Source organism: Burkholderia cepacia (assembly GCF_029962485.1).
In the GTDB taxonomy this organism is placed as follows: domain Bacteria; phylum Pseudomonadota; class Gammaproteobacteria; order Burkholderiales; family Burkholderiaceae; genus Burkholderia.
In genome coordinates, this window is sequence record NZ_CP073638.1 from 1,112,954 (window position 1) to 1,137,716 (window position 24,763).

The following is a 24,763-nucleotide window of genomic DNA, read 5'->3' on the forward strand; positions in this document are numbered from 1 at the left end:
GGTGCAACCGCGCGTGCGCACCGCCGCACCAGCGGCAAGCTGCTGTGGCGCGCGGCCGCAATCTGCCCGCATCCTAGCATTCCGGCGAGCCCGCCGGGAGGTCGCGAGCCGCGTATCGTCATCCGCCCCGTCATCGATGGATCACGGCCGCCGCAAGTCGAGCGTGAACGGGAATTCGCGGCTCGGCGCGGCAGCCGCGACATCCATCCGCCCCGGCGTATGCCCCATCTCGACGAAGCGTGCGAGCCGGCGGCTCTCGGCTTCGTAGGCATTGACCGGGAACGTCGCGTAGTTTCGGCCACCCGGATGCGCGACGTGATAGCGGCAGCCGCCGAGCGAGCGCTGCAGCCACGTATCGACGATGTCGAACGTGAGCGGTGCATGCACGCCGATGGTCGGATGCAGCGCGGACGGCGGCGCCCACGCCTTGTAGCGCACACCCGCGACGTACTCGCCCACGGTGCCGGTCGGCTGCAGCGGCAACGCGCGGCCGTTGACGGTCACGACGTGCCGGTTGTCGTTCAGCCCCGTCACGCGCACTTCGAGCCGTTCGACCGACGAATCGACGTAACGCACCGTGCCGCCGGGCGCCCCCTCCTCGCCCATCACGTGCCACGGCTCCAGCGCGCCGCGCAGCGACAGCTGCATGCCGTTCACCGCGATCTGGCCGAACAGCGGGAAGCGGAATTCGAAGTGCGGCGCGAACCACGCCGGATCGAACGCGAAACCGGCATCGCGCAGTTCGGCCAGCACATCGTCGAAATCCATCTGAAGAAACTCGGGCAGCATGAAGCGGTCGTGCAGCGCGGTGCCCCAGCGCGTGAGCGGCGTCGTGTACGGCGCGGCCCAGAAACGCGCGACCAGCGCGCGCAGCAGCAGTTGCTGCACGATGCTCATCCGCGCATGCGGCGGCATCTCGAACGCGCGCAGTTCGAGCAGGCCGAGCCGGCCGGTCGACGAATCGGGCGAATACAGCTTGTCGATACAGAACTCGCTGCGGTGCGTGTTGCCCGTCACGTCGATCAGCAGGTTGCGCAGCACGCGGTCGACGAGCCACGGTGGCATGTCCTGCCCGAACAACAGCTTGTTGCGCTGGATCTCGGCGAACGCGATGTCGAGTTCGTAGAGCTGGTCGTTGCGCGCCTCGTCGACGCGCGGCGCCTGGCTCGTCGGCCCGATGAACAACCCGGAGAACAGGTAGGACAGCGACGGATGGTTGTGCCAATACGCAATCAGGCTCGCGAGCAGGTCCGGGCGCCGCAGGAACGGGCTGTCGGCCGGCGTCGCGCCGCCGAGCACGAAGTGGTTGCCGCCGCCCGTGCCGACGTGGCGGCCGTCGACCATGAACTTCTCGCTGCACATCCGCGACTGCCATGCGGCGTCGTACAGGAATTCGGTGTGGTCGACGAGCTCGTCGAAGCTCGCGGCCGGATGGATGTTCACTTCGATCACGCCGGGATCGGGCGTCACTTGCAGCATCTTCAGCCGCGCGTCGCGTGGCGGCGGATAGCCTTCGAGCACGAGCTTTACACCAAGTGCGTGCGCGGTCAGCTCGATCGCGCCGAGCAGTTCGAGATAATCCTCGAGCGCGGCGAGCGGCGGCATGAACAGGTACAGGATGCCTTTACGCACTTCGACGCACAGCGCGGTGCGCGTGATCCACGCGGCCGATTCGAAGCGCTCGGGCCGGCGCTGCGGATCGTGCGCCGCGGCGCGTCCGTCCGCGGACGTGCCGTCGTTGCGCCACTGCATGACCGTCTGCGCGGACGCTTCGCGATGCACGCCGGACAGGTAGCGCGGCGCATCGGCCGGGCCCGCGTAGCGCGCGCGGATCGCGGCGGCTTCCGGCAGCGCGTCGCGCGACGCGAACGGATCGCGCTCGACGAGATACGGATGGTCGGCGCGGCTGGCCCACGGCAGCGAATCGAGCGGCAGCCGATAACCCATCGGCGAATCGCCGGGCATGAGGTACATCCGCTCGTCGCGGAAGAACCACGGGCCCGTCTGCCAGCGCGGCCCGTCGAGGCCCGACCGATCGCGGCCCGGCCGATCGCGGCCCGGCTCGTCGTCCGTGCGCTTGACGGGCAGCACGTAGCCGACGACGCTGTCTAGCTGCTGATCGAACACCTTGCGCAACCGCGCGCGTTCGAGCTCGTCGTCGAGTCGCGAGTCGAACGGATCGACGTTGACGGGCAGCCGGCGCTCGCGCCACAGGTAGTACCAGACGTCCTCATAGCCGGGCCGGATGAATTCGCCGGTCAGGTTCAGCCGCGCGGCGAGCGCATCGATGAAGCGCTTCGCGTCGTCGGTCGTATACGCGGACGGCTCGCGCTCGTCGGCGAACAGCGACGGATCGTGCCACACGGGCTGGCCGTCCGCGCGCCAGAAGATCGACAGCGCCCAGCGCGGCAATTGCTCGCCCGGATACCACTTGCCCTGCCCGAAGTGCAGGAAGCCGCCGTCGCCATATTCGGCGCGCAGCCGCTGCACGAGTTCGGTCGCATAGCCGCGCTTGGTCGGGCCGAGCGCGTCGGTGTTCCACTCGGCGCCGTCGCGATCGTCGATCGACACGAAGGTCGGCTCACCGCCCTGCGTGAGCCGCACGTCGCCGGCCGCCAGCGCGCCATCGACCTGCGTACCGAGCGTCAGCACGGCGTCCCATTGCGATTCCGTATACGGTTTCGTCACGCGTGGCGATTCGTACACGCGCGTCACGGTCATCTCGTGCTCGAACGACACCTCGCACTCGTCGATCAGCCCTTCGACCGGCGCGGCGCTCGTCGGCTGCGGCGTGCACGCGAGCGGGATATGCCCTTCGCCCGCGAGCAGGCCTGATGTCGGGTCGAAGCCGATCCACCCGGCGCCCGGCAGGTAGACCTCGCACCACGCATGCAGGTCGGTGAAGTCGACCGACGTGCCGCTCGGGCCGTCGAGCGATTTCACGTCGGGTGTGAGCTGGATCAGGTAGCCCGATACAAAACGCGCGGCGATGCCGAGATGACGGCACAGCTGCACGAGCAGCCAGGCGCTGTCGCGGCACGAGCCGGACGCGAGCTCGAGCGTCTGCTCGGGCGTCTGCACGCCGGGCTCCATCCGCACGAGATAGCCGATGTCGCGCTGAAGCTGCTGGTTCAGCGCGACGAGGAAGTTCACGGTGCCGGCCGGCGTGAGATCGACGCCGTCGAGATACGTGCGGAACAGCGGCGAAGCGCTCGTCCGCGGATCGCACACGAGGTACGGCGCAAGCTCGGTCTTCAGCGCGTCGTCATAGCTGAACGGGTATTGTTCGGCGCTCGCTTCGAGGAAGAAGTCGAACGGGTTGTACACCGACATCTCGGCGACGAGATCGATCGTGATCTCGAAATGCTCGGTGCGCTCCGGAAACACGAGCCGCGCGAGATAGTTCGAGAACGGGTCCTGCTGCCAGTTGATGAAGTGCTGCGCGGGCTCGACCGTCATCGAATACGCGAGGATCGGCGTCCGGCAATGCGGCGCGGGACGCAGCCGCACGACCTGCGGGCCGAGGTTGACGAGCTGGTCGTAGCGATAGCGGGTGGTGTGATGCAGCGCGACGTGGATGGACATGGGAGCTCGGTTCGGGTTGGGCCGGCCGCGCACGCCGCGTCGCACTCGACGCGGCGGCCCGGCATGGCGGATTCGGCGAAAGCGTGCGTCGGGTCAGACGAGCTCGGGCGTCTGCACGACGCTGATCTCGACGCCGACGGCCGTCGCGCCGAGCCCCGTCACCGGCTGCGCGTCGCGATAGTCGAGGCCGACCGCGATGCGCACGTAGCGCTCGTCCGGGCAGCGGTTCATGAACGGATCGAATCCGACCCAGCCGAGCCCTTCCACATAGGCCTCGGCCCACGCATGGCCGGCCGGTTGCTGCATCAGCGCGGCGGCCAGCGGCTGCGCGCCGAGCGCCGGTTGCGGCAGCCCCTGCGACTGCGCGGCGTGCGACGCGCCGAGCACCTGCTGCATGCCCTCGCCGCTCTGCAGCGCGAGCGCCTCCTCCTCTTCGACGTCGCCCGCGTTCTGCTTCGCATCGGCGATGCGTTGCATCGCGCTGTCGGCGAGCACGTAGCCCGAGATATAGCGCGCGGGAATCTTCAGGACGCGCGCGGCCGCGATGAACGCATGCGCGTGGTCGCGGCTCGTGCCCTCGCCGCTTTGCAGCGCGGTTTCCGCATCGACGGGCGCGTCGGCGGCCAGGTTCGGCGCATACGCAATGCGGCCGTGCACTTCCGTCATCAGCCAGTGCAATGCGTCGAGGCCGTGCGGATCGATGGGCAGCGCTTCCGTGAGCTCGCGCACGGTGTCGCCAGCCTTCGTGAGCGCGGTCTCGCGCTCGAAGATCCACGGCGGCGCATAGCCCTCAGGATTCCCGAGAATGCCCGCGCGGTCCTGCGTCTCGACGACGCCGGCCGCGATGACGACGATCTCGGCCTTCGCGCCGCGGTCGTGACGCACGAGGTCGATCCGGTTGCCGAGGCCGTCGGCGTACGACAGCGACGGCTCGACGCCGTCGATCGTGACCTGCCACGCGCGCACCGTCTGCCCGGGGCCCGACTGCGGGCGCAGCCGCAGCCGTTGCAGCGCATGGGTGGCTTGATCGTCGAACCGATAACGCGAGATGTGTCGAATGGCGAGTCGCATGGCAAGTCTCAGTCGAAGTTGTAAGCCTGGGCGATTTCGATCCCGAGGCTGTTGTTGCGGCCGATGAAGTCGGTCAGGAACTCGTGCAGGCCGCTCTTGAAGATCCGCTCGACCGAGGTATCGGACAGCATCTGCAGGATCTTCGTGGCCGTGTCGTGACACGGGTGTGTCACGCCGTAATCCTTCGCGAGCAGGTTCAGGCTCGACACGACGCGCCCGTAGCAATAACGCAGCGAACGCGGCATGCGGCCGTTCAGGATCAGGTAGTCGGCGATGTTCATCGGCTTGTACTGCACGTCGTACACCCAGCGGTACGAACGGTGCGCCGCGACGCAGCGCAGGATCGTCTCCCACTGATAGTTGTCGAGGATCGTGCCGACGTGCGACACGGACGGCAGCAGCAGGTGGTACTTCACGTCGATGATCCGCGCGGTGTTGTCCGCGCGCTCGATGAATGCGCCGATCTGCGCGAAATCGAAGATCTCGTTGCGCAGCATCGTGCTGTAGAAGCTGCCGAGGATCAGCGCGGTTTCGCGCTTCACCTGGTCGAGCACGGCCGGCAGTTCGCTCTCCGGCACCGGCTCCGCAAGCGCGCGGCGCAACGAGAGCCACGCGCCGTTCACGCTCTCCCAGGCCTCGCGCGTCAGCGCAGTGCGCACCATCCGCGCGTTCGAGCGCGCGGCCTCGATGCACGCCAGCACGCTCGACGGGTTGTCGCGGTCGCGCAGCAGGTAGTCGGTCACGGTATCGGCCGCATACGCATCGTATTTCTGCCGGTAGCCGTCGTCCGTGCCCGAGCTGACGAGCACCGACGACCATTCGGCCGGCGCGTCGGACGTGCGCGTGAGCGCCATCCGCAGCCCGGCATCGACGATGCGCGCGATGTTCTCCGCGCGCTCGATATAGCGGTACATCCAGTAGAGACCGCTTGCAGTACGTCCCAGAAGCATCTCGTGTCCACTCCGTCTTCGTTCGGTTGGCGCGCCGGTTGCGGCGCGCGCGGTCGCGTCCGGCTCAGTCGGCCAGCACCCAGGTGTCCTTGGTGCCGCCGCCCTGGCTCGAGTTGACGACGAGCGATCCCTCCTTCAGCGCGACGCGCGTGAGCCCGCCCGGCGTGATGCGGATCCGGTCCGACACCAGCACGAACGGCCGCAGGTCGACGTGGCGCGGCGCGAGGCCGGCGTCGGTCAGGATCGGCGTCGTGGACAGCGCGAGCGTCGGTTGCGCGATGTAGTTCGCGGGGCGCGCGCGCAGCTTCGCGGAAAACGCCTCGAGCTCGGCCTTCGACGCGCACGGTCCGACCAGCATCCCGTAGCCGCCCGAGCCGTGCACCTCCTTCACGACCAGTTCGTCGAGATGCTCTAGCACGTACTTCAGGCTGTCGGCCTCGCCGCAGCGCCAGGTCGGCACGTTCTCCAGCAGCGCCTTGCGCCCCGTGTAGAACTCGACGATCTCCGGCATGTACGAGTAGATCGCCTTGTCGTCGGCGATGCCCGTGCCGGGCGCATTCGCGATCGTGATGTTGCCCGCGCGGTACACGTCCATGATCCCCGCCACGCCGAGCACCGAATCGGGGCGGAACGTGAGCGGGTCGAGGAACGCGTCGTCGACGCGGCGGTACAGCACGTCGATCGGGCGGAACCCTTCGGTCGTGCGCATCGCAACGCGGCCGTCGATCACCTGCAGGTCGCTGCCCTCGACGAGGTGCACGCCCATCTGGTCGGCGAGGAACGAATGTTCGTAGTACGCGGAATTGTGGATGCCGGGCGTGAGCACGGCGATGGTCGGGTTGTCGGCGTTGCCGCCCGGCGGGCACACGGCCGCGAGCGACTGGCGCAGCAACTGCGGATAGGTTTCGACCGGGCGCACCTTCACCTGCTGGAACAGCTCGGGGAAGAGCTGCATCATCGTCTCGCGGTTTTCCAGCATGTACGACACGCCGGACGGCGTACGTGCGTTGTCCTCCAGCACGTAGAACTCGTTCTCGCCGGTACGGACGATGTCGACGCCGATGATGTGCGTGTAAACGTTTCCGGGCGGCCGGAAGTCGATCATTTCCGGCACGAATGCTTCGTTGTGCGCGATCAGGTGCTTCGGCACGATGCCCGCGCGCACGATCTCCTGCCGGTGATAAATGTCGTCGAGGAAGGCGTTCAACGCCATCACGCGCTGCTCGATCCCGAGCGACAGCCGGCTCCATTCCGCGCCCGAGATGATGCGCGGGACGATATCGAACGGGATCAACCGCTCGGCGGCCTCTGCGTCGCCGTAAACGGCGAACGTGATGCCCGTCTTGCGGAACACACCTTCCGCGTCGTGGGCTTTCTGGGCGAGGCTCGCGGGATTTTGCGTGTCGAGCCACCGCTTCAGGCGCGCGTAAGGCGCCCTTACCATGTCGCCGGATTGCAGCATTTCATCGAATGGCTTCATCGATCTTTTCTCCATCGATCGTTTTCCCCGGCATTGCGCATGCCGGACCGGCGTAATCAATGCTGTGCAAGGAACGTGCCTTGTGCAATCTCCTCGATATCCCCCCGTTTTTGCGCCACGCCAGGCACGCCCGCGCGGCATTGCGCACCACAACGGTGCAGCGCCCGACGCGACGTGCGTCCGCGTGCGCCGTGAGTGCGCACGGTCGATGCTGCGCCGCGTCTTTCGAACATAGTTCCCCCGCGTGTCACGATTGTGCAATCTGCACTGCACAAAAAACGGCGCGACCGGGCACCGGGCCGCCGCCATGGAGGCGGGCCGGCACGCGCACGGCGCAACCGGCCCTGGGGGAAGTACCGTCTGCGGCGTGCCGGCAGTTCGACGCTGTGAACTGTCCGGTTAGCCGGGTCCGGCACCTCAACGCTATGTAGCCGTAATCCCGCCGACAACGCCCATGCATATTTCGACTGACACCCATCGAAAAAAAACATCGGGCCGACCCACGCGAGGCGCGGTACGCTAGAAAATTGGTGCAGCACACGGTGCCGCCGCCCTCAGGCGCCCGACTATAAAAAGCGACGATCGAAATGGAAGCAAAGTGGCTGGAAGATTTCCTGAGCCTTGCGGATACCAAGAGCTTCTCCCGGGCCGCACGTAACCGGCACCTCACGCAGTCGGCATTCAGCAGACGAATTGCCGCGCTCGAAACCTGGATGGATGCGAAGCTGGTCGACCGGAGCATCAACCCGATCACGCTGACGCCGGCCGGCCAGATGTTCCGCGGGCTCGCCGCGGACATCCTGCGCAGCATGTATGCGGCGCGCAATCTCGTGAACGGCTACGACCAGTTCGCGGCCAGCGACCAGGTCGTGCGTTTCGCCGTCGCGCATACGCTCGTCTTCACGCTGTTTCCCGAATGGCTCAAGCAGCTCAACGGCGAGGTCGGCCACGTGACCGCGCGCGTGAACGCGGTGAACGTGCCGGAAGGCGTGCAGCAACTCGTCGAAGGCGAATGCGATCTGCTGCTCGGCTATCACCATCCGCAACTGCCGATCGTGCTCGATCCGAATCACTTCCCGTTCGTCAGCCTCGGCGTCGAGCGGATCCTGCCCGTGTCGACACCCGATGCGCGCGGCAACCCCGTGTTCCAGCTGCCGGGCACGCCCGACGCCCCGCTGCCGCTGCTCGCGTATTCGTCGGGCGCGTTCCTCGGCAACATCGTCGAGATGCTGCTGCTGAACGCGACCGAGCCGTATGTGCTGCAACGCTGCTTCGAGACGCACATGTCCGAGGCATTGAAAGGCATGGTCGTCGCCGGGCACGGGATCGGCTGGCTGCCGGAGAGCTGCGTCGCGAAGGAGCTCGCGGACGGCACGCTCGTGTGCGCGGGCACCGGCGACTGGATCACCGAACTCGAAATCCGCCTGTATCGATCGGCACGCAAGCGCGGGCTCGCGGCCGAGCAGCTGTGGACCTACATCATGAACCGGCCGCGCACGGCGATCGAAGGTGCGCTCGGCGCGGAGCAGGCCGCCGCGCCGGCGATGCGCACTGCGCGTCGAATCGCCGGCGGCAGCCGCTGACCCCTGCATTCGCGCCGTGCGGGTTCACGGCGTGAATGCCCTTTCCCGAAACCGCAATCGGCAATCCCGCCGCAGTCGGTGAAATCCCGGTGCCGGGCCCGAAATCGACATCAGACGAAACGCAAACGTTTGCGTTTCAATATCGTATTTTTTACTGTTGCGCCATTAAGTCCGAATATTCAGCCTGATTTTCCGGGCAGAAATACCCTGTTACAGAACAAATTAAAAGTTTCTGTTTACCTGTAACAGTCCAAAATCACAAAAACGTCGCACCCTCTTTTCACGATGCGTAACCTGTATCCGAACCTTCATTGATTCGTCTCGAACACAGCCGCAAAAATTCCTTTTATCAGTCGTTACTGTTCGGCACAAACTTCGATACCTCCGACGTGATTCAATGCGTGCTCGATCATCGCTACCGACGAGCAATAATCATATTCGGCAATATCGACTTTCTTCTGCATTAAGCGAGTCAGACAAATCCGTCGTTATCCTATTTAAATAGGATATTTCGCCTCGTGCCATTCCAGCCACATGCGGTTGTTGGTTCAAAAACCATCGTGTATCAATAGCGTGTCGCAAAAAGAACGCTGGCAAATCAGACTCGGAATAAATACCTGTGATTGATTCCGGACGGGAGGTTGCAATGTCTTCCTCGTATCGACAGCATGCTCGCCCTTTCCTGAGCGTCTTCATCTCCGCGCTCTGCATGAACGCGATGGCCCAGGCCCCCGCGTCCGGTCCCGGCGCGAATCGCTACGTGATTTCGTATATCTGCGGCGACGCACGGATCGACGGGACCGCACCGCTTCCCCCGGACGGACGGCCCTACAACTTGGGCGTGTCGTTTGCTTCCGCCAGTACCGGGCAGCCGCTTGCCAACGTGCAGGTACGCCTGCGGCGACATGGCCGTGTGCTCGTCGAATTCAACGCATCGGGGTCACGCTGCCTGTTCAGCGTGCCGGATGCCAGCTACCGGGTCGAAGGGACCTATCAAGGCGCCACACAGTTCGCGATCGTCGAAACGGGCACGCTCACCACGCAGTTGCGATGGTGAACGCCGCCTGAATCCGCCCCGATCACGACATTCACCGCAGCGTATCGAATCGAGGAGCATTGAATGACTCGTGCAGAACGACCGGACGACTCACCCGCCAGCCAGCCGAAGCCCACGTGGGGCCCTGGAAAGAACGCGGCACTCAGCTTCGTCGCGTTCGCCGCGATCTTCGGCCTCTTCGCGTATGCCGAACGAGACACGGTGGTCGGCCACGCGAGCATGGCGCACGACATCTCCCGTGTGATCACGACCGCCGTCGGGAGATACCGCAAGGCGATCGTCGCCGCGACTTCCCGCGCAACCGGTGCTTCCGGCACGACGGTCGCGGCCGTGGTCGCACCCGCATCGACGATTGCACAACAGGTCACGCCGCCGTCCGCCTCGACGGTGCGCGAGACGTCGACCGTGCCGCCCGTCTCGGTCGCGCTCGAACCGGAAGCCGCGCCGCGGACCACGCCAGGCACCGGTACAACACGCCGGCAGCCGTCCCATGCCGCGCTTATGACACTGGCAGCCAATACACATGCCGCGCCAGCCTCCGGCCGCGCCGTCGCACGGCACGGCGCCGTGCATCACCCGCCGCGAATCGAAACGCTGGCTGGCACCAGAAAGCGTTTGGACTACGCGCCGAAGCCGCGCTCGTACGGCGCCGACACGGCGCGCATGCAGACGGCAAGCGTCACGCACGCAGAACTGGAAGGTGCGCGTGCGCTGGCAAAGGCGCGCTCGTGCGCGCAGATCGACGAGTGGAACTGTGTGGAGCAAAACGCGAGCCGTGCGCTCGCGATCGACCCGAAGAACAGCGAATCGCGTGCGCTGCTTGGGCAAGCGGTCCGCAAACGCCTGTGAACCGGTCGGACGCCGCCGGGCCTCGCCGCCCGGCGGTGCGGCGGCCAGCGACGAGCGTCGTCGGGCGAGCAACCGATGTGATCGTTTTAGAGTGAGGGCTCACCGTGGACAACAACCGGAAACAACAATGCACCACCGTCGCTCCGTCCAACCGGCGGATCCTCCTGCATGCGCCGCTGGTATTGCTGCTCGTCGCGTCGGGCCCCTGTTTCTCCGCCGAAGGCGACGCGGAACCGCGTGGCGCGAGCGAAATCGCCGGATCCGCACCGGGTGCGCTTGCGCCCGCCCGGCAAGCGAGCGTGACGTCGATACAGATCGCCGAGGATTCGGGCACGCTGCCCCCTCATGCGCCGACACCGATCGCACAGGCATCGGATGCGTCGATGCAGATCGCGCAGGCACCGAAACCGGCCATGCCGACCACGGTCGTGGTGGACCCGGACGCCCCGCCGCCGAGTACAACATCGCCGAATACGCCGGCCCCGGTCGCGCAGACGTCGCACGCGCCGATGCAGCTTGCACAGGCATTCGACGCCGCACCTCCGATTACGTCGGCATCGCGCGCGCTCACGTCGAATGCCCCGATGCAGCTTGCGCAGGCATCCGGTACCGCGCAGCCGAATACGCCAGCACCGGTCCCGCACACGTCGGGCACGCCGCCGCAAGCCGCACCGCCGGCGACCACCGCACCACCCGCCACAACGACGCTGACCGCACAGGCATCTGGCACCCCGATGCCGAACTCGCCCGCCCCCGTCACGCAGACACCCGGCTCGCAACCGCCGTCGCCCCAGGTGCCGAATTCGCAGACGCCTGGCACCCAGCTCCCCGGCGAACCGATCCAGCGATCGCAAGGACCCGACGTCGAAACGCTGAATCCGCAGGCGCCGAATCTCCGTACCGCCGATGTCGCGACGGTGCGCAACGACGTGTTCGGCCTCGCGGCGAGCGGCGGCGCGATCAAGGCGCTCGACGAAGCGAAGGCCCGGCCCGACGCATTCTCGGCGGTCGACATCGCGCAACTGGAAGAGTTGTCGATTCGCCAGCAAGTGCGCGGCGGACGCGACAAGTCGCGTTCAATGACGAGTTCGGACCGCTTCGACGGTCTCGACACCGCGCTACGCGCGGCCGACGACCTCGACAAGCGGATGCCGGCCACGCCGGAGTACACGCCGGTCAGGACGGCGCTCGCGGGCGACCGCACGGTCGCCTACGCGGCACGCGGCGACATGAAGCAGGCCGTCGCGACGTTCGAGACGATTCCCTCCAACGCGGAAATCTCGATCGACGCGCTCGCGGCCGTCGGCGATGCCTACCTGTACCTGAGCGAACCGGTGAAGGCAAACGCCGTGTACCAGCGCGCGCTGCAGCAGGCCACCGCATCGCCGACCGACCGTGCGACTCGCGGCTTCCAGTACCGCGCCCGCACGCGTCCGATCGAACTGCGCGAGGGGCTGTTCTGGTCGTACGTCGACCAGGGGCGCGCGGCGGACGCGAAGCAGGTGCTCGACGAGATGGGCAAGTCGCTGCCGCCCGCCAAACAGGTGACGAGCGTCGGCCCGGAAGAAAGCGACTACCTGCGCTACTACCGGCTACGCGCGCAATACCTGATCTTCACGGGTCGCGTCGACGAAGGGATCGCCGCGCTCGAACAGCTCGAGCAACAGGTGCCGTTCAACGCGGAGATCCGTGCCGCGCACGCCGACGCGGTATCGGGCCAGTCGCATCCGCGCCAGGCCATCGCGATGTATCGTGCGTCGCTGACCGATCACCCGGACAGCGTCGAAATGCTTGCGGGCCTCGGCCGCGCGTCGCTCACGGCGGACGACTACGCGTCCGCGAAGACCGTCGACCAGACCCTCGACAACACGTTCCCGGACAGCGGCGCCGTGCGCGGCTTCAAGCGCGACTACAACGCGTACCGCAGCCCCGTATTCACGACCGACCTGAGCTTCGAGCACGGCAACAGCGCGCTGGCGGACAACAGCTTCTCGTCCGACAGCTATGTGTATTCGCAACCGTTCGGCGACAACTGGCGGGTCTTCTCGCATACGTTCTTCGGCTACGCGCAAACCGACGGCGGCAACGTCAGCCGCACGCGCACGGGCGTGGGCGGCGACTACCGGCACGGCCCGCTCACCGTGCAGGGCGAAGTCACGCGCTCGTTCGGCACGGACGGCCGAACCGGCGGCCGCGGGTCGATCGCTTACGCGCTGAACGACTACTGGACGGTCAGCGCCGGGCTCGACACCAACGACAACTCGCTGCCGTGGAAGGCCTATGCCGCCCACGTCTGGGGACGCTCCGCGAACGTCGCGATCGTGTATCGCCAGAACGATCGCCGCGAGGTCAAGTTGAGCTACGGCGTGAGCCGCTACAGCGATTCGAACCTGCACCAGGAGATCGCGGCGAGCGCCACGCAGCGCGTGTACACATCCGCCAACCAGCTCGTCAACGTGTCGCTGGATCTCGGCACCGACAGCAACACGCGCCAGGACGCGCCCTACTTCAGCCCCGGTCGCGACTATGCGGCCGCGGCAACCGTGATGCACCAGCTGACGTTATGGAAGAAGGGCGACATGTCACTGCAGCAGCGCCTGTCGGCGTCCGGCGGCGTGTACAACGAGCGCGGCTTCGGCACCAGCCCGCTGTGGAGCGCGCGCCTCGAACACGCGTGGACGTTCAAGCACGACATCACGCTGACCTACGGCGTCGAAGTCAGCAGCCACGCGTACGACGGCCAGCGCGAGCGCTCCGAAACCGGCTTCCTGTCGGTCAACCTGCCGTTCTAGCAAGGAGATCGCGCAATGCAAACCAGACGGACCTTCATGTGCGGATGCCTGGGCACGTTTGCCGCCTGTTCGTTGTTCCCGGGTGTGACGAACGCCAAGATGATCGACCTGCTGCCGCCGTCCGATCCGGCCGACGGCAAGACGTTCCGCGTGATCTGCATGCACGACGTGCGCGACAACCTGATGGCGTCGTTTTCGTCACCGTCGGCAATGATCGATCCGTTCGCGGTCGATACCGGTACGCTGACCGCGATCTTCTCGTGGCTGCAGACCAACAACTACCACACCATCACGGTCAAGCAGATCGAGGAGTCGCGGCACGGCGGCAAGCCGCTGCCGCCGCGCGCGGTGCTGCTCACGTTCGACGACGGCTTTCGCAGTCACTACACGAAGGTGCTGCCGTTGCTCGAGCGCTTCAAGTATCCGGCCGTGATGGGCATCGTCACCGCGTGGATCGATACGCCGGCGGATACGCCGATCCGCATCAGCGACAAGGTCCAGGTGCCGCGCGACTACTTCATGTCGTGGGACGAAGTAAAACAGCTCGGCCAGTCTCACCTCGTCGAGCTCGGCTGCCACACCCACAACCTCCATCATGGCGCGATTGCGAATCCGCAAGGCAACGAGTTGCCGGCGACCACGTCGCACCTCTACCTGCAGGACCAGAAACGCTATGAAACCGACGCCGAATTCGCGGCGCGCGTGCACGACGACCTGCAGACATGCGTGCGGCAGATCCGCGAACACACCGGCATCGTCGCCCGCTCGATGGTGTGGCCATACGGCGCGGAAAACCAGCCCGTGCGCCAGATATCGACGTCGCTCGGCATGGACATCCAGTTCAGCCTCGACGCCGGCCCGAATACGCCGGAAGTGCCGCTGGACCGGCTGAGACGGATCCTGATGATGTACGACGTCGATATCGGCGGGTTCGAGCGCTCGATGCGCGAGCCGGCGTCCAACCGCGGCGACGTCGACGTGCCCGAGCGCACCGTGCAGGTCGATCTCGACCAGGTCTACGATCCCGATCCCGCCCGACAAGAGGCGAATCTCGGCAAGCTGATCGAGCGCATCTACCGGATGCAGCCGAAATCTGTCTATCTGCAGGCCTTTGCGGATCCGAAGGGCACCGGCGTGGCCGAATCCGTGTACTTCCCGAACCGGCACCTGCCGATGCGCGCCGACCTGTTCTCGCGTGCCGCGTGGCAGCTCAACACGCGCTCCAACGTGCAGGTGTACGCATGGATGCCGGTGCTCGCGTTCCGGCCACCGGCCGACAAGCAGCGTGGGCTCGAGGCCGTCAGCGCATACGGCGGCGCGCCGGCCCGCGAGAACGGCACGCGCCTGTTCCGGCTGAGCCCGTTCGATCCGGATGCGCGGCTGATGATCCAGCAGATCTACGAGGACCTCAGCAAGCACGCGTCGTTCAGCGGCATCCTGTTCAGCGACGACGCCGTGCTCGACGACTACGAGGATGCGGGCCGGCATGCGCTCAGCACCTATGCGCAGTGGGGGCTGCCGGCCGACGTCGGCAAGATCCGCGAGAACCCCGATCTGATGAAGCGCTGGACCCGCCAGAAGTCGCGCTACCTGATCGACCTGACCCGGCAGCTCGAGCAGATCGTGCTGGCCCACCAGAACGTCGGCGACGTGCTGACCGTGCGCAACATCTTCGCGCTGCCGGTGCTCAAGCCCGAGTCGGAAGCGTGGTATGCGCAGAACTACGACGATTTCCTCGCCGCCTACGACTACGTCGCACTGATGGCGATGCCGTACATGGAGCAGGCGAAGGACCCCGAAGGCTGGCTGGACCAGCTCGTGCGGGCCGTGCGCGCGAAGCAGCTCGGGCTGCAGCGCACCGTGTTCGAACTGCAATCGTACGACTGGCGCGCGCACAAGGACGTGCCGGCCAGCACGCTGCTCACCCAGATGCGGCGGCTACGCAGCGAAGGCGCCGTGAATTTCGGCTACTACCCGGACAACTTCCTGAACGGCCAGCCAGAGCTCGACGCGATGCGCGACGTGATGTCGCTGAAGTCGCGCCTCGATCCGACCTCGATCAACGCGCTGATGCAGATGCAACAATCGAAGGGGGTGAAGACGCCATGACCACCCACAGCCTCATCACGCGCCTGCAGGATTTCGTCTTCTACTACCCCTTCTTCATGTCGTATCTGTGGATGATCGGCGGTGTCGTGCACTACTTCCTGCTCGAAGAAGGTCGCGAGCTGTCGACACGGACGATCGCGTCGAGCGGCATCCCGAAGATCTCGATCATCGTGCCCTGCTTCAACGAAGCCGCGAACGCGCGCAGCGTGATCGGCCACCTGAACAGGATGCAGTATCCGAACTACGACATCATCGCGGTCAACGACGGCAGCCAGGATCGCACCGGCGAGATCCTCAACGAACTGGCCGTCGAGATCCCGCGGCTGCTCGTGATCCATCACGCGCGCAACGAAGGCAAGGCGGTCGGGCTCACCACCGCGGCAGCGGTATCCAACGCCGAGTATCTGCTTTGCATCGACGGCGATTCGCTGCTCGCGCACGACGCGATCGGCTGGATGCTCGAGCACTTCCTGACCGATCCGGGTGTCGGCGCCGTCACCGGCAACCCGCGCATCCGCACGCGCACGTCGCTGCTCGGCCGCATGCAGGTCGGCGAATTCTCGTCGATCGTCGGGCTGATCAAGCGCACGCAGCAGGTGTACGGCCGCATCTTCACGGTGTCGGGCGTCGTCACGATGTTCCGCAAGACCGCGCTCGCCGACGTCGGCTACTGGAGCTCGGACATGCTGACCGAGGACATCGACATCAGCTGGAAGCTGCAATGCCGCGACTGGCGCGTCGTGTACGAGCCGCACGCGCTGAGCTGGATCCTGATGCCCGAGACGCTGAAGGGGCTCTACCGGCAGCGGCTGCGCTGGTCGAAAGGCGGCATCCAGGTGCTGATGAAATATGCGGGCACGCTCGCGCGGCCGACGCAGCTGATGATGTGGCCGCTGTTCGTCGAGTACCTGATCGGCATCGCGTGGGCCTATTCGATGTCGTTCATTCTGCTGCTCGCACTGGTGGACGTCGTCTATCCGCTGCCGCCGAGCTGGCACGTATCGGTCGTGCCGCACTGGCACGGGATGTTGCTGGTTGCGACCTGCATCCTGCAGCTGATCATCGGCAGCATGATCGATCGTCAGTATGACGAAAAACTCCTGATGTATTTCCTGGACACCATCTGGTACCCCGTTGCTTTCTGGCTGATCAGCATGATCACCACCGTCGTCGCCCTGCCGGCCGTCGTGCTGCGGGGCCGCGGCAAGCGGGCCGTATGGGTCAGCCCCGACCGAGGCATTCAACATGAAGAACGCGCCGATTATTGACCTTTCCCTGCGCACCCCGCGCGAAATGATCGCCGAACGCGGCCGCATCGTCGGCTCCGTGCAGGTCGTCTGGTTCCGCCTCGTGCGGCCCGCGCTGGTCGGCGCCGTATGGGCATCGATCTGCATCTATACGTACCGCTACCTGCTGCCGTTCAACCAGGCCGAGATGCCGATCGAGCAGATGGTGTTCTACGCGACCTCGATCGTAACCATCGCGGGCACGATCGTCACGTGGCTGATCGCCGGGCGCGTCGTGCATCCGCTCGCCTACCGGCTGCGCGTCTCGAAGATGCTGCGGCGCTCCGCCAGCGCGAAGGTCCGCGCGGTGCCGACCACCGCGCTGGCCGGCGCCCGCCGGCGCGGCGCGCAGCGCACGACACGCATTCTCGTCGCGTCGCACGACGCGAACGGATCGATATCCGGTATCGAATGGGTAGCCCACGCGGGGCCGCAGCCCCGCGAGTAAGTCGGCGGAGACGCGCCGCCGCGCACGGACGCCATCCGCGCCGCGCGGCGCCGCTCCTGACGCCGCCCCGCCACGCATCGCCGGCAGGCCGGCAACTTCTTCTGGACGAGGTGAATCATGTGCGGAATCGTCGGAGCAAGCGGCCTGAACAATCAGGTGCCGCAACTGGTCAATGCGTTGAGCCGGCTCGAGTATCGCGGCTACGATTCGTGCGGCATCGCCGTGCAGGACGACGGGCGCCTGCGCAGCGAACGCACGTTGCGGCGCGTGACGGACCTGCAGGCGCGCGTGCTGACGCTCGGCCTGGAAGCGCAGACCTGCATCGCGCATACACGCTGGGCGACACACGGCGCGCCGTCGGAAATGAACGCGCATCCGATCATGTCCGGCGACACGATCGCGGTCGTGCACAACGGGATCATCGAGAACCACGACGCGCTGCGCGTGGAGCTGCGCGAGCACGGCTACACGTTTCGCGGCCAGACCGACACCGAGGTGATCGCGCACCTGATCCACAGCGTCTATCGCGACGACCTGTTCGACGCGGTCGTGCGCGCCGTCAAGCGGCTGCACGGCGCGTATGCAATCGCGGTGCTGAGCGCGCGCGAGCCGTCTCGTCGCCGCGCGCGCCGGCTCGCCGCTCGTGATCGGCATCGGCGCCGAGCAGAACTACCTGGCGTCGGACTGCGCGGCGCTCGGCGACCTCACCGACCGCTTCGTCTACCTGGAAGACGGCGATGTCGCGCTGATCACGCCGGAACGCATCGCCGTGGTCGACGCGGGCGGACACGAGGCCCGGCGCCCACTGTGCGAAGTGAAGGCGCGCGAAGGCGACGCCGCGCTCGGCCCGTATCAGCACTTCATGCAGAAGGAGATTTTCGAGCAGCCGAAGGCGATCGACAGCACGCTCGACGGCATCGACACGATCTCGCCGGCGCTGTTCGATGCGACCGACGGCACGCGCGCGCTGCTGTCGAAAGTCAGGAGCGTGTTGCTGCTCGGCTGCGGCACCAGCTACTACGCGGGCCTGACCGCGAAATACTGGCTGGAGAGCATCGCCGGCATTCCCGCGCAGGTCGAGATCGCCAGCGAATTCCGCTACCGCGACACGGTGGCCGATCCGCGCACACTCGTCGTCGGCATCTCGCAGTCGGGCGAAACCGCCGACACGATCGGCGCGATCGAGCAGGCGCGCGCAATGGGCCAGGAGCTGTCGATGGCGATCTGCAACGTCGCGACCAGCACGATCGCGCGCAACGCGCCGCTGCGATTCCTCACGCGGGCCGGCATCGAGCTCGGCGTCGCGTCGACCAAGGCGTTCACGACGCAGCTCGTCGCGCTGTTCGTGCTGACGCTGACGCTCGCGCAACTGCGCGGCCGGCTCGATGCGGCGCACGTCGCGATGCACCTGAAGCAATTGCGCGCGCTGTCCGGCCGCATCAGCCACGCGCTCGCGCTGGAAACGCAGATCATGGGCTGGGCCGCGAAATTCGCGCGCACCGAGAACGCGCTGTTCCTCGGGCGCGGCATCCACTTCCCGATCGCGCTGGAAGGCGCGCTGAAGCTCAAGGAAGTGTCGTACATCCACGCGGAAGGTTATGCGGCCGGCGAGCTGAAGCACGGCCCGCTCGCACTCGTCACGAGCGCGATGCCGGTCGTCACGATCGCGCCGGACGACCGCCTGTTCCAGAAGCTGAAGTCCAACATGGCCGAGGTGCGCGCGCGTGGCGGCCGGCTCTACGTGCTCGCCGGCAGCCAGCTTGACATCGACGCCGACCGTGACACGCACCTGATCCGGGTGCGCGAGTCGGGCGACCTGCTGTCGCCGATCGTCAACGTGATCCCGCTGCAACTGCTCGCGTATCACGTCGGCTGCGCGCGCGGCGCCGACGTCGACAAGCCGCGCAACCTCGCGAAATCGGTGACCGTCGAATGAGGCGGCGAACCCGCCCGGCGCAGACGGCCGCGTGGCGCGCCGCAGCCACGGCCGTGCTCTGCGGCGCGTGCTGCGTCGGCGCGGTGTCGCTGCGCGCCCTCGCCGTCGTGCCGGCCGTGCATACGGTCACCGTTCCGGCCCCGGCATCGCCGCAGGACAACGGCGACCCGCGACGCTTCATGCACGGCATCGGCGTGGCCGACGCCGGCAACGGCAAACGCTGGGTGTTCTTCAGCAGCTCGGGCATCGTGCCGCGCGGCGCACTGCGCAACGGCAACTGGCCGCATGACGTGTACGTCGGCGAATGGCTGCCCGGCAAGCCGCGCCTGCTGCACATTCGTACATTCATCAGCCGTCCCGAAGCGCAGGAACCTGTATCGATTGCACAGAACGCGCGCGGCGACATCTTCGTCACGTTCGAGGACGGCTGGAACGCGCCGCAGGAAGTCAGCCAGCGTTACGGCATCTACCGCCGCGACCTGAAGCCGATCAAGCCCTACCCGAACGACGTCGAGTCGGGCGGCCACTCCGGGCACGTCGCGACAGTCGGCGAACACTTCGTCGTGTTCTATTCGGCCGACTGGGTCGACGGCGGCGGCGTCGACAATCTCGGCACCGGCAACGGCGTCTACCTGAAAACCTACGACGCAACCGGACACGTGCTGAACCACGTCGCGGTCGCGCCGCATCGCCGCGAGTGGTGGCCCGTGATCGCGGGCTCGCCGCGCACCGCCCTGCTCGTCTGGCAGAAATTCATCGAAGGCAGCACCGACGCGACGCTCGAATACGCGACGTTCGATCCCGTCACCGCGAAGCTGGACCTGCTCGGGACGCTGACCGACAGGATCCGGTACTACGTGTACGCGTCGGCCTATGTGCCCGAGATCGACCGTTTCATCGTCGTCACGACGACAGCAGACGATCGCGGCGTCGCGATGCTGATCGCCCCGGACGGCCGCCGCACGGCGACGCTCGACTGCCTGCCCGCGTCGGTACGCGAGTCGGGCATCGGGGTTGCCGGCACGCATGCGTACGTGCCGACCCGCGACGGGCGGCTGCTGACGCTCGCGCTCGGGGCGTCGGACATTTCAGTGAGCGGCGCGCAGCGGTCGCCGATTCCATGGGGTTCGACCGGTATCGCCGGATTCCCGGCCGGCGGCACGGCGATGCATTTCGTGTCGCTGACGCCGTCAGGCACGCGCGAAGCCGATTTCGAACCGGAGCGCGACACGCCGATGCCGAAGCGTGACGTGCCCTGTTCGAGTCATTGACGGCGCTGCACGGCCCGACGCGCGCAACGTGGCATGGCCCGCCCGGTTGACCCCGTTCAGCCGGCGAGGCCGTTACCCTCGCCGAACCGCGCCACGCAATGCCACACCCACTTCGCCGTCTGATAATCGAGCACGCCGTCGCGCGCACGGCCGAGCACGGCCGGCGTCACGACGCGGTCAACGGCAATCCGCGCAATGGCATCGGCCGCCGCCGGCCCGCGGAATTGCTCGCACTCGGCCAGCCGATCCAGCGACAGCCTGAAACCGCCGTGCCACTCGACCCGGCAGCCCGAGCGCCCCGCCGCCGCCTCGACCGGTGTATCGCGATAGCTCGGATCGAGCACGATCGCGTCGACATCGTCGCCAAGACTCACCACACCGTGAACCTGCGCCTCGATGTAGTTGTCGAGCAGCGCATCGAGCCCGTCGCGGTTTTCAGCCGCGAGCGAGATCAGCGCCGTGCAGTCCTGAATCGCGAAATGCGCGGGCTGGTAATGGCTATCCGGATAGCAGAAGGTCGTTCGCCGATGCACATCGTTGCGCAGACGCAAATGACACGATCCAAAGCGTCTCGATCCGCCAACGGGATCGAGACGGTGATTCAGTGCACCGTACTTCGGCCGCAGCGCGGGATCGGCATCGTCGTACGCCTGCCCGAACATCCTGCTTTCCCACAGCCAGCGGTCGCCACCGGGGTACGCGGTCATGCCGCCATTGCTCGTCGCCGTTTCGAACTGGGACCGATACAGGCCGTCGCCGACGATCCGCTCGAGCGTGCCGATGCCGGCAGTCAGCGTGTCGGGATGGAAGTTGAGCGTAACGGGGAAGGCAGCGCCTCGCCGCTCAGGCGGCGGCCAGGATTGTCGGATATGGGCGAGCGCCCGGTCTGCGGCAGTGTCCATGCGGGTTGTCCGGTAGCGTCGAACGTTGCCGACGGTATCGTGGCGTGCGCGGCCCGGCACCGGATGTGGATGGCCGCACCGGGTATGGGTCGACGCACGATACTACCGTGCGCTTGCTCCGATCGCACCTCCCTCGCCGGATTCGCCAGCGCCGCGCGTACCGGATAGACTGTCGCCCGATTCCTTCCATCGGCCGCGGTGCCCGCCTCCTGCCGCCGCCGGAACGCCCCTTCCCGGAGAACGAATGCTGAAGCGCCAGTGGTTTTCGCTCGTGCTGCTGACGGTGTGCCTGCTCGGACAACGCGCGTCGGCGCAGTCCACACTCGAACTCGACACCGACGGCACGGCCCGCGCCCTCACCCGGCAGACGCTGCTCGCGCGCCCCGATGCGACGGACATCCACGTACCGCGCGACATCGCATACGGCCGGCCGATGACGTTCCGCGCGGTGCCGTTCACCGCTCTGCTCGGCGACACGCCGCTGCCGGCCGACGGCGTGCTCGAAACGCGCGCGGCCGACGGCTTCGCCGCGCAACTGCCGATGGATCTCGTGCGCCGCCATGCACCGGCCCGCGCCGTCCCGTGGCTCGCGATCGAGGATCCGGCCCATCCGTGGCCGAAGCTGCCCGGCAAGCAGGTCAGCGCCGGGCCGTTTTACCTCGTCTGGCTCGGTCCCGACGCGTCGTCGGTGCGCGGCGAGCAGTGGCCGTACCAGATCGTGCGCGTCACGATCGAATCGTCGCCGCTCGCGCGCTGGCCTTCGCTCGCCGTCGATGCGGCGTTGCCCGCCGACGATCCGGCCCGCACGGGCCAGCGGCTGTTCGTCACGCAATGCCTCGCCTGCCACCGGCTCGACGGTGCGGGCAGCAGCCATGCCGGCCCCGACCTGAACACGCCGATGAATCCGGTCGACTACTTCCAGCCGGCCGCGCTGCGCCGCTATATCCGCAACCCGGCGTCGGTACGCGACTGGCCGGGCCGCAGCATGCCGGCGTTTCCGCCCGACCAGTTGAGCGACTGCGAACTCGACCAGATCGTCGCGTATCTCGCGTACATGGCAAAACGCAAGGCCGGCAAGTAACGGGCAGCCGGACCATCCTGGGAACGTTGATGACGCCACACGACACGCGGTTCACCATCGCACCGATCGACGCCGTGCAAACGCACCCGCTCAGGGCGACGATCCTGCTGAACGGCGATCTGAACGCGTGCGAACTGGCCGGCGACCATGCGCCGACGACGCTGCACGTCGGCGTGCGCGACGGCCGGTCGAGCCTCGTGGCGATCGCCTCGCTCTGCGAGGAGCCGCGCGACGACGACCCTGCCCGGCCGGCGTGGCGGCTTCGCGGAATGGCCGTCGACCCTGCCGTGCGCGGCATGGGATTCGGGCGCGTGCTGGTGCAGGTCTGCGTGCGGCACGCGGAAGCACGCGGAGCTGCACTCGTGTGGTGTACGGCGCGTGAAGCAGCGTATCGGTTCTATGAAAAACTCGGATTTGTGGCCGATGGCGCGCCGATGACGATGCCCGGTCGCGCCGATACGGCGTTCTACGTGATGCGCCGATATATCGATCGGCATTCACCGCCGGCCTGACGCGCATTGCACGCGCTCGCCGCGCCAGAGAAAAGCAAGCCCGGCCCGGCGAGCACCTTCCCGCCGGGCCGGACGCATCGCGCTCAGGCTTCCTGCGCGCTCCGCAGCACCGCGCGCAACAGCACGTCGGCGCCCGCCGCCGCCCATTCGGGCGTAATCGCTTCGGCCTCGTTGTGGCTCAGCCCGTCGACGCACGGCACGAAGATCATCCCGGTCGGCGCGACACGCGCGACATAACATGCGTCGTGGCCCGCCCCGGACACGATATCCATGTGCGACAACCCGAGCGCCTTGGCCGCGTCGCGCACCGTGTCGATGCAGCGTGGCGCGAACGGGATCGGCGCATACGTGAAGATCTGCTCGATCTGCGCGCCGAGGCCGGATTCGTCCGCCACGCGCGCGAGTTCCGCGCGCAGCACCGCGTCCAGTTCGTCGAGCACCGCATCGTCGGGGTGACGGAATTCGACTGTGAAGAAACAACCGCCCGGCACCGTGTTGCGCGAGTTCGGCCGCGCCTCGATCATCCCGACCGTCGCGCGCGCGTACGGCGCATAACGTCGGCCAAGCACTTCGATGAACGCGATCATCCGTGCGGCGCCGACCAGCGCATCGCGGCGGACCTCCATCGGCGTCGTGCCCGCGTGCGCGTCGACGCCGGTGAGTGTCACTTCGTACCAGCGCTGCCCCTGCCCGGCCGTCACGACGCCGATCGTCTTGCCGGCCCGTTCGAGAATCGGGCCCTGCTCGATATGCAGTTCATACGCCGCGTGCACCGGATAGCCGCCGACTGGTTCGGCGCCCGCGTAGCCGATGCGCCCGAGTTCCTCGCCGATCGTCCTGCCTGCGCTGTCGGTACGCGAGAGCCCGTATTCGAGCGTATAGACGCCCGAGAACACGCCGGCCGACACCATCGCCGGCGCGAAGCGCGAGCCTTCCTCGTTGGTCCAGATCACGACATCGACCGGACGCTCGGTCTCGATGCCCGCGTCGTTCAGCGCGCGCACGACCTCGAGCCCGCCAAGCACGCCGTAGATGCCGTCGTAGCGGCCGCCGGTCGGCTGCGAATCGGCGTGCGAGCCCGTCATCACCGGCGCGGCGTCGGGATTGCGGCCCGCGCGGCGTGCGAACACGTTGCCCATCTGGTCCACGCGCACCGTGCAGCCGGCGTCGCGCGCCCACTGCACGAACAGGTCGCGCGACTCGCGATCGAGATCGGTCAGCGCGAGGCGGCAGACGCCGCCCTTCGGTGTCGCGCCGATCTGCGCCATTCGCTCGAGCGACGCCCACAGGCGATCGCCGTCGACGCGCGGCACGTTCACGGTGTCGTCACGCATCGCCGTGCTCCGGCGCGCGCTGCAGGGCGTAGCGGAAATCGCAGCGCTTACCGCCCTGCATGATCGTGCTCGTACGCGTGAGCGCGACGTCCGGTGCATAGCCCTGGATGAAATAGCTGTCGCGTGCGCAGCTCAGCAGGTGCCCGATCTCGCCGAGCCCCATCGCGTGATACATCTCCGCGTAACTGCAGCGATGCACGTCGTAGTCGTAGTGCGCGTCGTCCGCGCGCCGCACCTCGACGTCGAGCGCATCGTCCTTCTCCCACAGCACCTGCAGCGCGATGAACGACTTCACGCTCGCACCGTCCGGCTCCTGCGCGGCGAACGTGCGGCCTGCGTCGACGGCCGCGCCGCGCACGGCTTCCGCGATCACGGCCTGCGCACGCTCGGTGCCGAACTCGCGCTTCATGATCTCGTAGATCGGCTTGATGATTTCCGCTTCGATGCGGCGCCGCGCGAGGATCCCGAGGCGCGTGTCCTCGGGTGCGTCGGCGGATGTCGGGTTCGCTTCTGTCAT

General features: G+C 67.0%; 17 protein-coding genes and 1 pseudogene. 11 read left to right on the forward strand and 7 right to left on the reverse strand.

All coding sequences use genetic code 11. The annotated features are described in order from the left end of the window. Positions 1-141 precede the first annotated feature (141 nt). From KEC55_RS21395 to KEC55_RS21410, 4 genes are all read right to left on the reverse strand, one after another. Positions 142-3,585, reverse strand: coding sequence for a DUF2126 domain-containing protein (locus tag KEC55_RS21395; protein ID WP_282510498.1), 3,444 nt, complete (start codon positions 3,583-3,585; stop codon positions 142-144). 93 nt (positions 3,586-3,678) lie between these two features. Next, on the reverse strand, positions 3,679-4,656 hold the full coding sequence (locus tag KEC55_RS21400) for a transglutaminase family protein (protein WP_282510500.1): 978 nt from the start codon (positions 4,654-4,656) through the stop codon (positions 3,679-3,681). An 8-nt stretch (positions 4,657-4,664) separates the two neighbouring features. After that, entirely contained in the window at positions 4,665-5,606 is a 942-nt protein-coding gene (locus KEC55_RS21405) for an alpha-E domain-containing protein (protein WP_176045112.1), read from the reverse strand. Positions 5,607-5,670: 64 nt separating this feature from the next. Beyond that, positions 5,671-7,086, reverse strand: coding sequence for a circularly permuted type 2 ATP-grasp protein (locus tag KEC55_RS21410; protein WP_176045111.1), 1,416 nt, complete (start codon positions 7,084-7,086; stop codon positions 5,671-5,673). Positions 7,087-7,673: 587 nt separating this feature from the next. Here KEC55_RS21410 and KEC55_RS21415 point away from each other — a divergent pair. The 9 genes and pseudogenes from KEC55_RS21415 (at position 7,674) to KEC55_RS21455 (ending at position 20,417) form a co-directional block, all read left to right on the forward strand. Further along, positions 7,674-8,669, forward strand: a complete 996-nt coding sequence (locus KEC55_RS21415) for a LysR substrate-binding domain-containing protein (RefSeq protein WP_282510503.1) — start codon at positions 7,674-7,676, stop codon at positions 8,667-8,669. A gap of 646 nt (positions 8,670-9,315) precedes the next feature. Then, on the forward strand, positions 9,316-9,726 hold the full coding sequence (locus tag KEC55_RS21420) for a hypothetical protein (RefSeq protein WP_282510504.1): 411 nt from the start codon (positions 9,316-9,318) through the stop codon (positions 9,724-9,726). A gap of 63 nt (positions 9,727-9,789) precedes the next feature. Further along, positions 9,790-10,575: a hypothetical protein gene (locus KEC55_RS21425; RefSeq protein WP_282510506.1), complete on the forward strand. Its 786-nt coding sequence runs from the start codon at positions 9,790-9,792 to the stop codon at positions 10,573-10,575. A gap of 104 nt (positions 10,576-10,679) precedes the next feature. Beyond that, a complete protein-coding gene (gene pgaA / locus KEC55_RS21430) occupies positions 10,680-13,367 on the forward strand; it encodes a poly-beta-1,6 N-acetyl-D-glucosamine export porin PgaA (RefSeq protein WP_282510508.1) in 2,688 nt (895 codons plus the stop codon). Between the two features lie 15 nt (positions 13,368-13,382). Continuing rightward, on the forward strand, positions 13,383-15,476 hold the full coding sequence (gene pgaB / locus KEC55_RS21435) for a poly-beta-1,6-N-acetyl-D-glucosamine N-deacetylase PgaB (protein ID WP_282510510.1): 2,094 nt from the start codon (positions 13,383-13,385) through the stop codon (positions 15,474-15,476). Further along, a complete protein-coding gene (gene pgaC, locus KEC55_RS21440) occupies positions 15,473-16,744 on the forward strand; it encodes a poly-beta-1,6-N-acetyl-D-glucosamine synthase (RefSeq protein WP_282510512.1) in 1,272 nt (423 codons plus the stop codon). Before pgaB ends, pgaC begins: the two co-directional genes overlap by 4 nt. Then, entirely contained in the window at positions 16,722-17,210 is a 489-nt protein-coding gene (locus KEC55_RS21445; protein WP_282510515.1) for a Biofilm PGA synthesis auxiliary protein PgaD, read from the forward strand. Before pgaC ends, KEC55_RS21445 begins: the two co-directional genes overlap by 23 nt. A gap of 117 nt (positions 17,211-17,327) precedes the next feature. Next, positions 17,328-19,146 (forward strand): annotated as a pseudogene (gene glmS, locus KEC55_RS21450) (glutamine--fructose-6-phosphate transaminase (isomerizing)). Continuing rightward, complete coding sequence (locus tag KEC55_RS21455; RefSeq protein WP_282510517.1) at positions 19,143-20,417, forward strand: hypothetical protein; 1,275 nt, start codon at positions 19,143-19,145, stop codon at positions 20,415-20,417. Before glmS ends, KEC55_RS21455 begins: the two are co-directional and overlap by 4 nt. A gap of 56 nt (positions 20,418-20,473) precedes the next feature. Here the strand turns inward: KEC55_RS21455 and KEC55_RS21460 are convergent, their stop codons facing one another. After that, positions 20,474-21,319 carry a DUF3626 domain-containing protein gene (locus KEC55_RS21460; RefSeq protein ID WP_282510520.1) on the reverse strand — a complete coding sequence of 282 codons (846 nt, stop codon included), beginning with the start codon at positions 21,317-21,319 and terminating at the stop codon, positions 20,474-20,476. A 244-nt stretch (positions 21,320-21,563) separates the two neighbouring features. On the opposite strand from KEC55_RS21460, the gene KEC55_RS21465 reads away from it, so the two are divergent. After that, positions 21,564-22,400: a c-type cytochrome gene (locus KEC55_RS21465; protein ID WP_282510522.1), complete on the forward strand. Its 837-nt coding sequence runs from the start codon at positions 21,564-21,566 to the stop codon at positions 22,398-22,400. 29 nt (positions 22,401-22,429) lie between these two features. Beyond that, entirely contained in the window at positions 22,430-22,912 is a 483-nt protein-coding gene (locus KEC55_RS21470; RefSeq protein ID WP_282510524.1) for a GNAT family N-acetyltransferase, read from the forward strand. A gap of 83 nt (positions 22,913-22,995) precedes the next feature. Here KEC55_RS21470 and KEC55_RS21475 read toward each other — a convergent pair whose 3' ends face one another. Beyond that, the gene (locus KEC55_RS21475) at positions 22,996-24,246 is read right to left on the reverse strand and encodes a Zn-dependent hydrolase (protein WP_282510526.1); all 1,251 of its coding nucleotides are present in this window, start codon (positions 24,244-24,246) and stop codon (positions 22,996-22,998) included. Beyond that, on the reverse strand, positions 24,239-24,763 hold the full coding sequence (locus KEC55_RS21480) for an L-2-amino-thiazoline-4-carboxylic acid hydrolase (protein ID WP_282510528.1): 525 nt from the start codon (positions 24,761-24,763) through the stop codon (positions 24,239-24,241). Before KEC55_RS21480 ends, KEC55_RS21475 begins: the two co-directional genes overlap by 8 nt.

Excerpts from the sequence above, each read along its gene's own strand:
- KEC55_RS21425 (WP_282510506.1), top strand. The coding sequence starts at position 9,790 with ATGACTCGTGCAGAACGACCGGACGACTCACCCGCCAGCCAGCCGAAG.
- KEC55_RS21405 (WP_176045112.1), bottom strand. The coding sequence starts at position 5,606 with ATGCTTCTGGGACGTACTGCAAGCGGTCTCTACTGGATGTACCGCTAT.
- KEC55_RS21475 (WP_282510526.1), bottom strand. The coding sequence starts at position 24,246 with ATGCGTGACGACACCGTGAACGTGCCGCGCGTCGACGGCGATCGCCTG.
- KEC55_RS21460 (WP_282510520.1), bottom strand. The coding sequence starts at position 21,319 with ATGGACACTGCCGCAGACCGGGCGCTCGCCCATATCCGACAATCCTGG.
- KEC55_RS21415 (WP_282510503.1), top strand. The coding sequence starts at position 7,674 with ATGGAAGCAAAGTGGCTGGAAGATTTCCTGAGCCTTGCGGATACCAAG.
- KEC55_RS21395 (WP_282510498.1), bottom strand. The coding sequence starts at position 3,585 with ATGTCCATCCACGTCGCGCTGCATCACACCACCCGCTATCGCTACGAC.
- KEC55_RS21420 (WP_282510504.1), top strand. The coding sequence starts at position 9,316 with ATGTCTTCCTCGTATCGACAGCATGCTCGCCCTTTCCTGAGCGTCTTC.
- KEC55_RS21445 (WP_282510515.1), top strand. The coding sequence starts at position 16,722 with ATGAAGAACGCGCCGATTATTGACCTTTCCCTGCGCACCCCGCGCGAA.
- KEC55_RS21400 (WP_282510500.1), bottom strand. The coding sequence starts at position 4,656 with ATGCGACTCGCCATTCGACACATCTCGCGTTATCGGTTCGACGATCAA.
- KEC55_RS21465 (WP_282510522.1), top strand. The coding sequence starts at position 21,564 with ATGCTGAAGCGCCAGTGGTTTTCGCTCGTGCTGCTGACGGTGTGCCTG.
- pgaC (WP_282510512.1), top strand. The coding sequence starts at position 15,473 with ATGACCACCCACAGCCTCATCACGCGCCTGCAGGATTTCGTCTTCTAC.
- KEC55_RS21455 (WP_282510517.1), top strand. The coding sequence starts at position 19,143 with ATGAGGCGGCGAACCCGCCCGGCGCAGACGGCCGCGTGGCGCGCCGCA.
- KEC55_RS21470 (WP_282510524.1), top strand. The coding sequence starts at position 22,430 with ATGACGCCACACGACACGCGGTTCACCATCGCACCGATCGACGCCGTG.
- KEC55_RS21480 (WP_282510528.1), bottom strand. The coding sequence starts at position 24,763 with ATGACAGAAGCGAACCCGACATCCGCCGACGCACCCGAGGACACGCGC.
- pgaB (WP_282510510.1), top strand. The coding sequence starts at position 13,383 with ATGCAAACCAGACGGACCTTCATGTGCGGATGCCTGGGCACGTTTGCC.
- KEC55_RS21410 (WP_176045111.1), bottom strand. The coding sequence starts at position 7,086 with ATGAAGCCATTCGATGAAATGCTGCAATCCGGCGACATGGTAAGGGCG.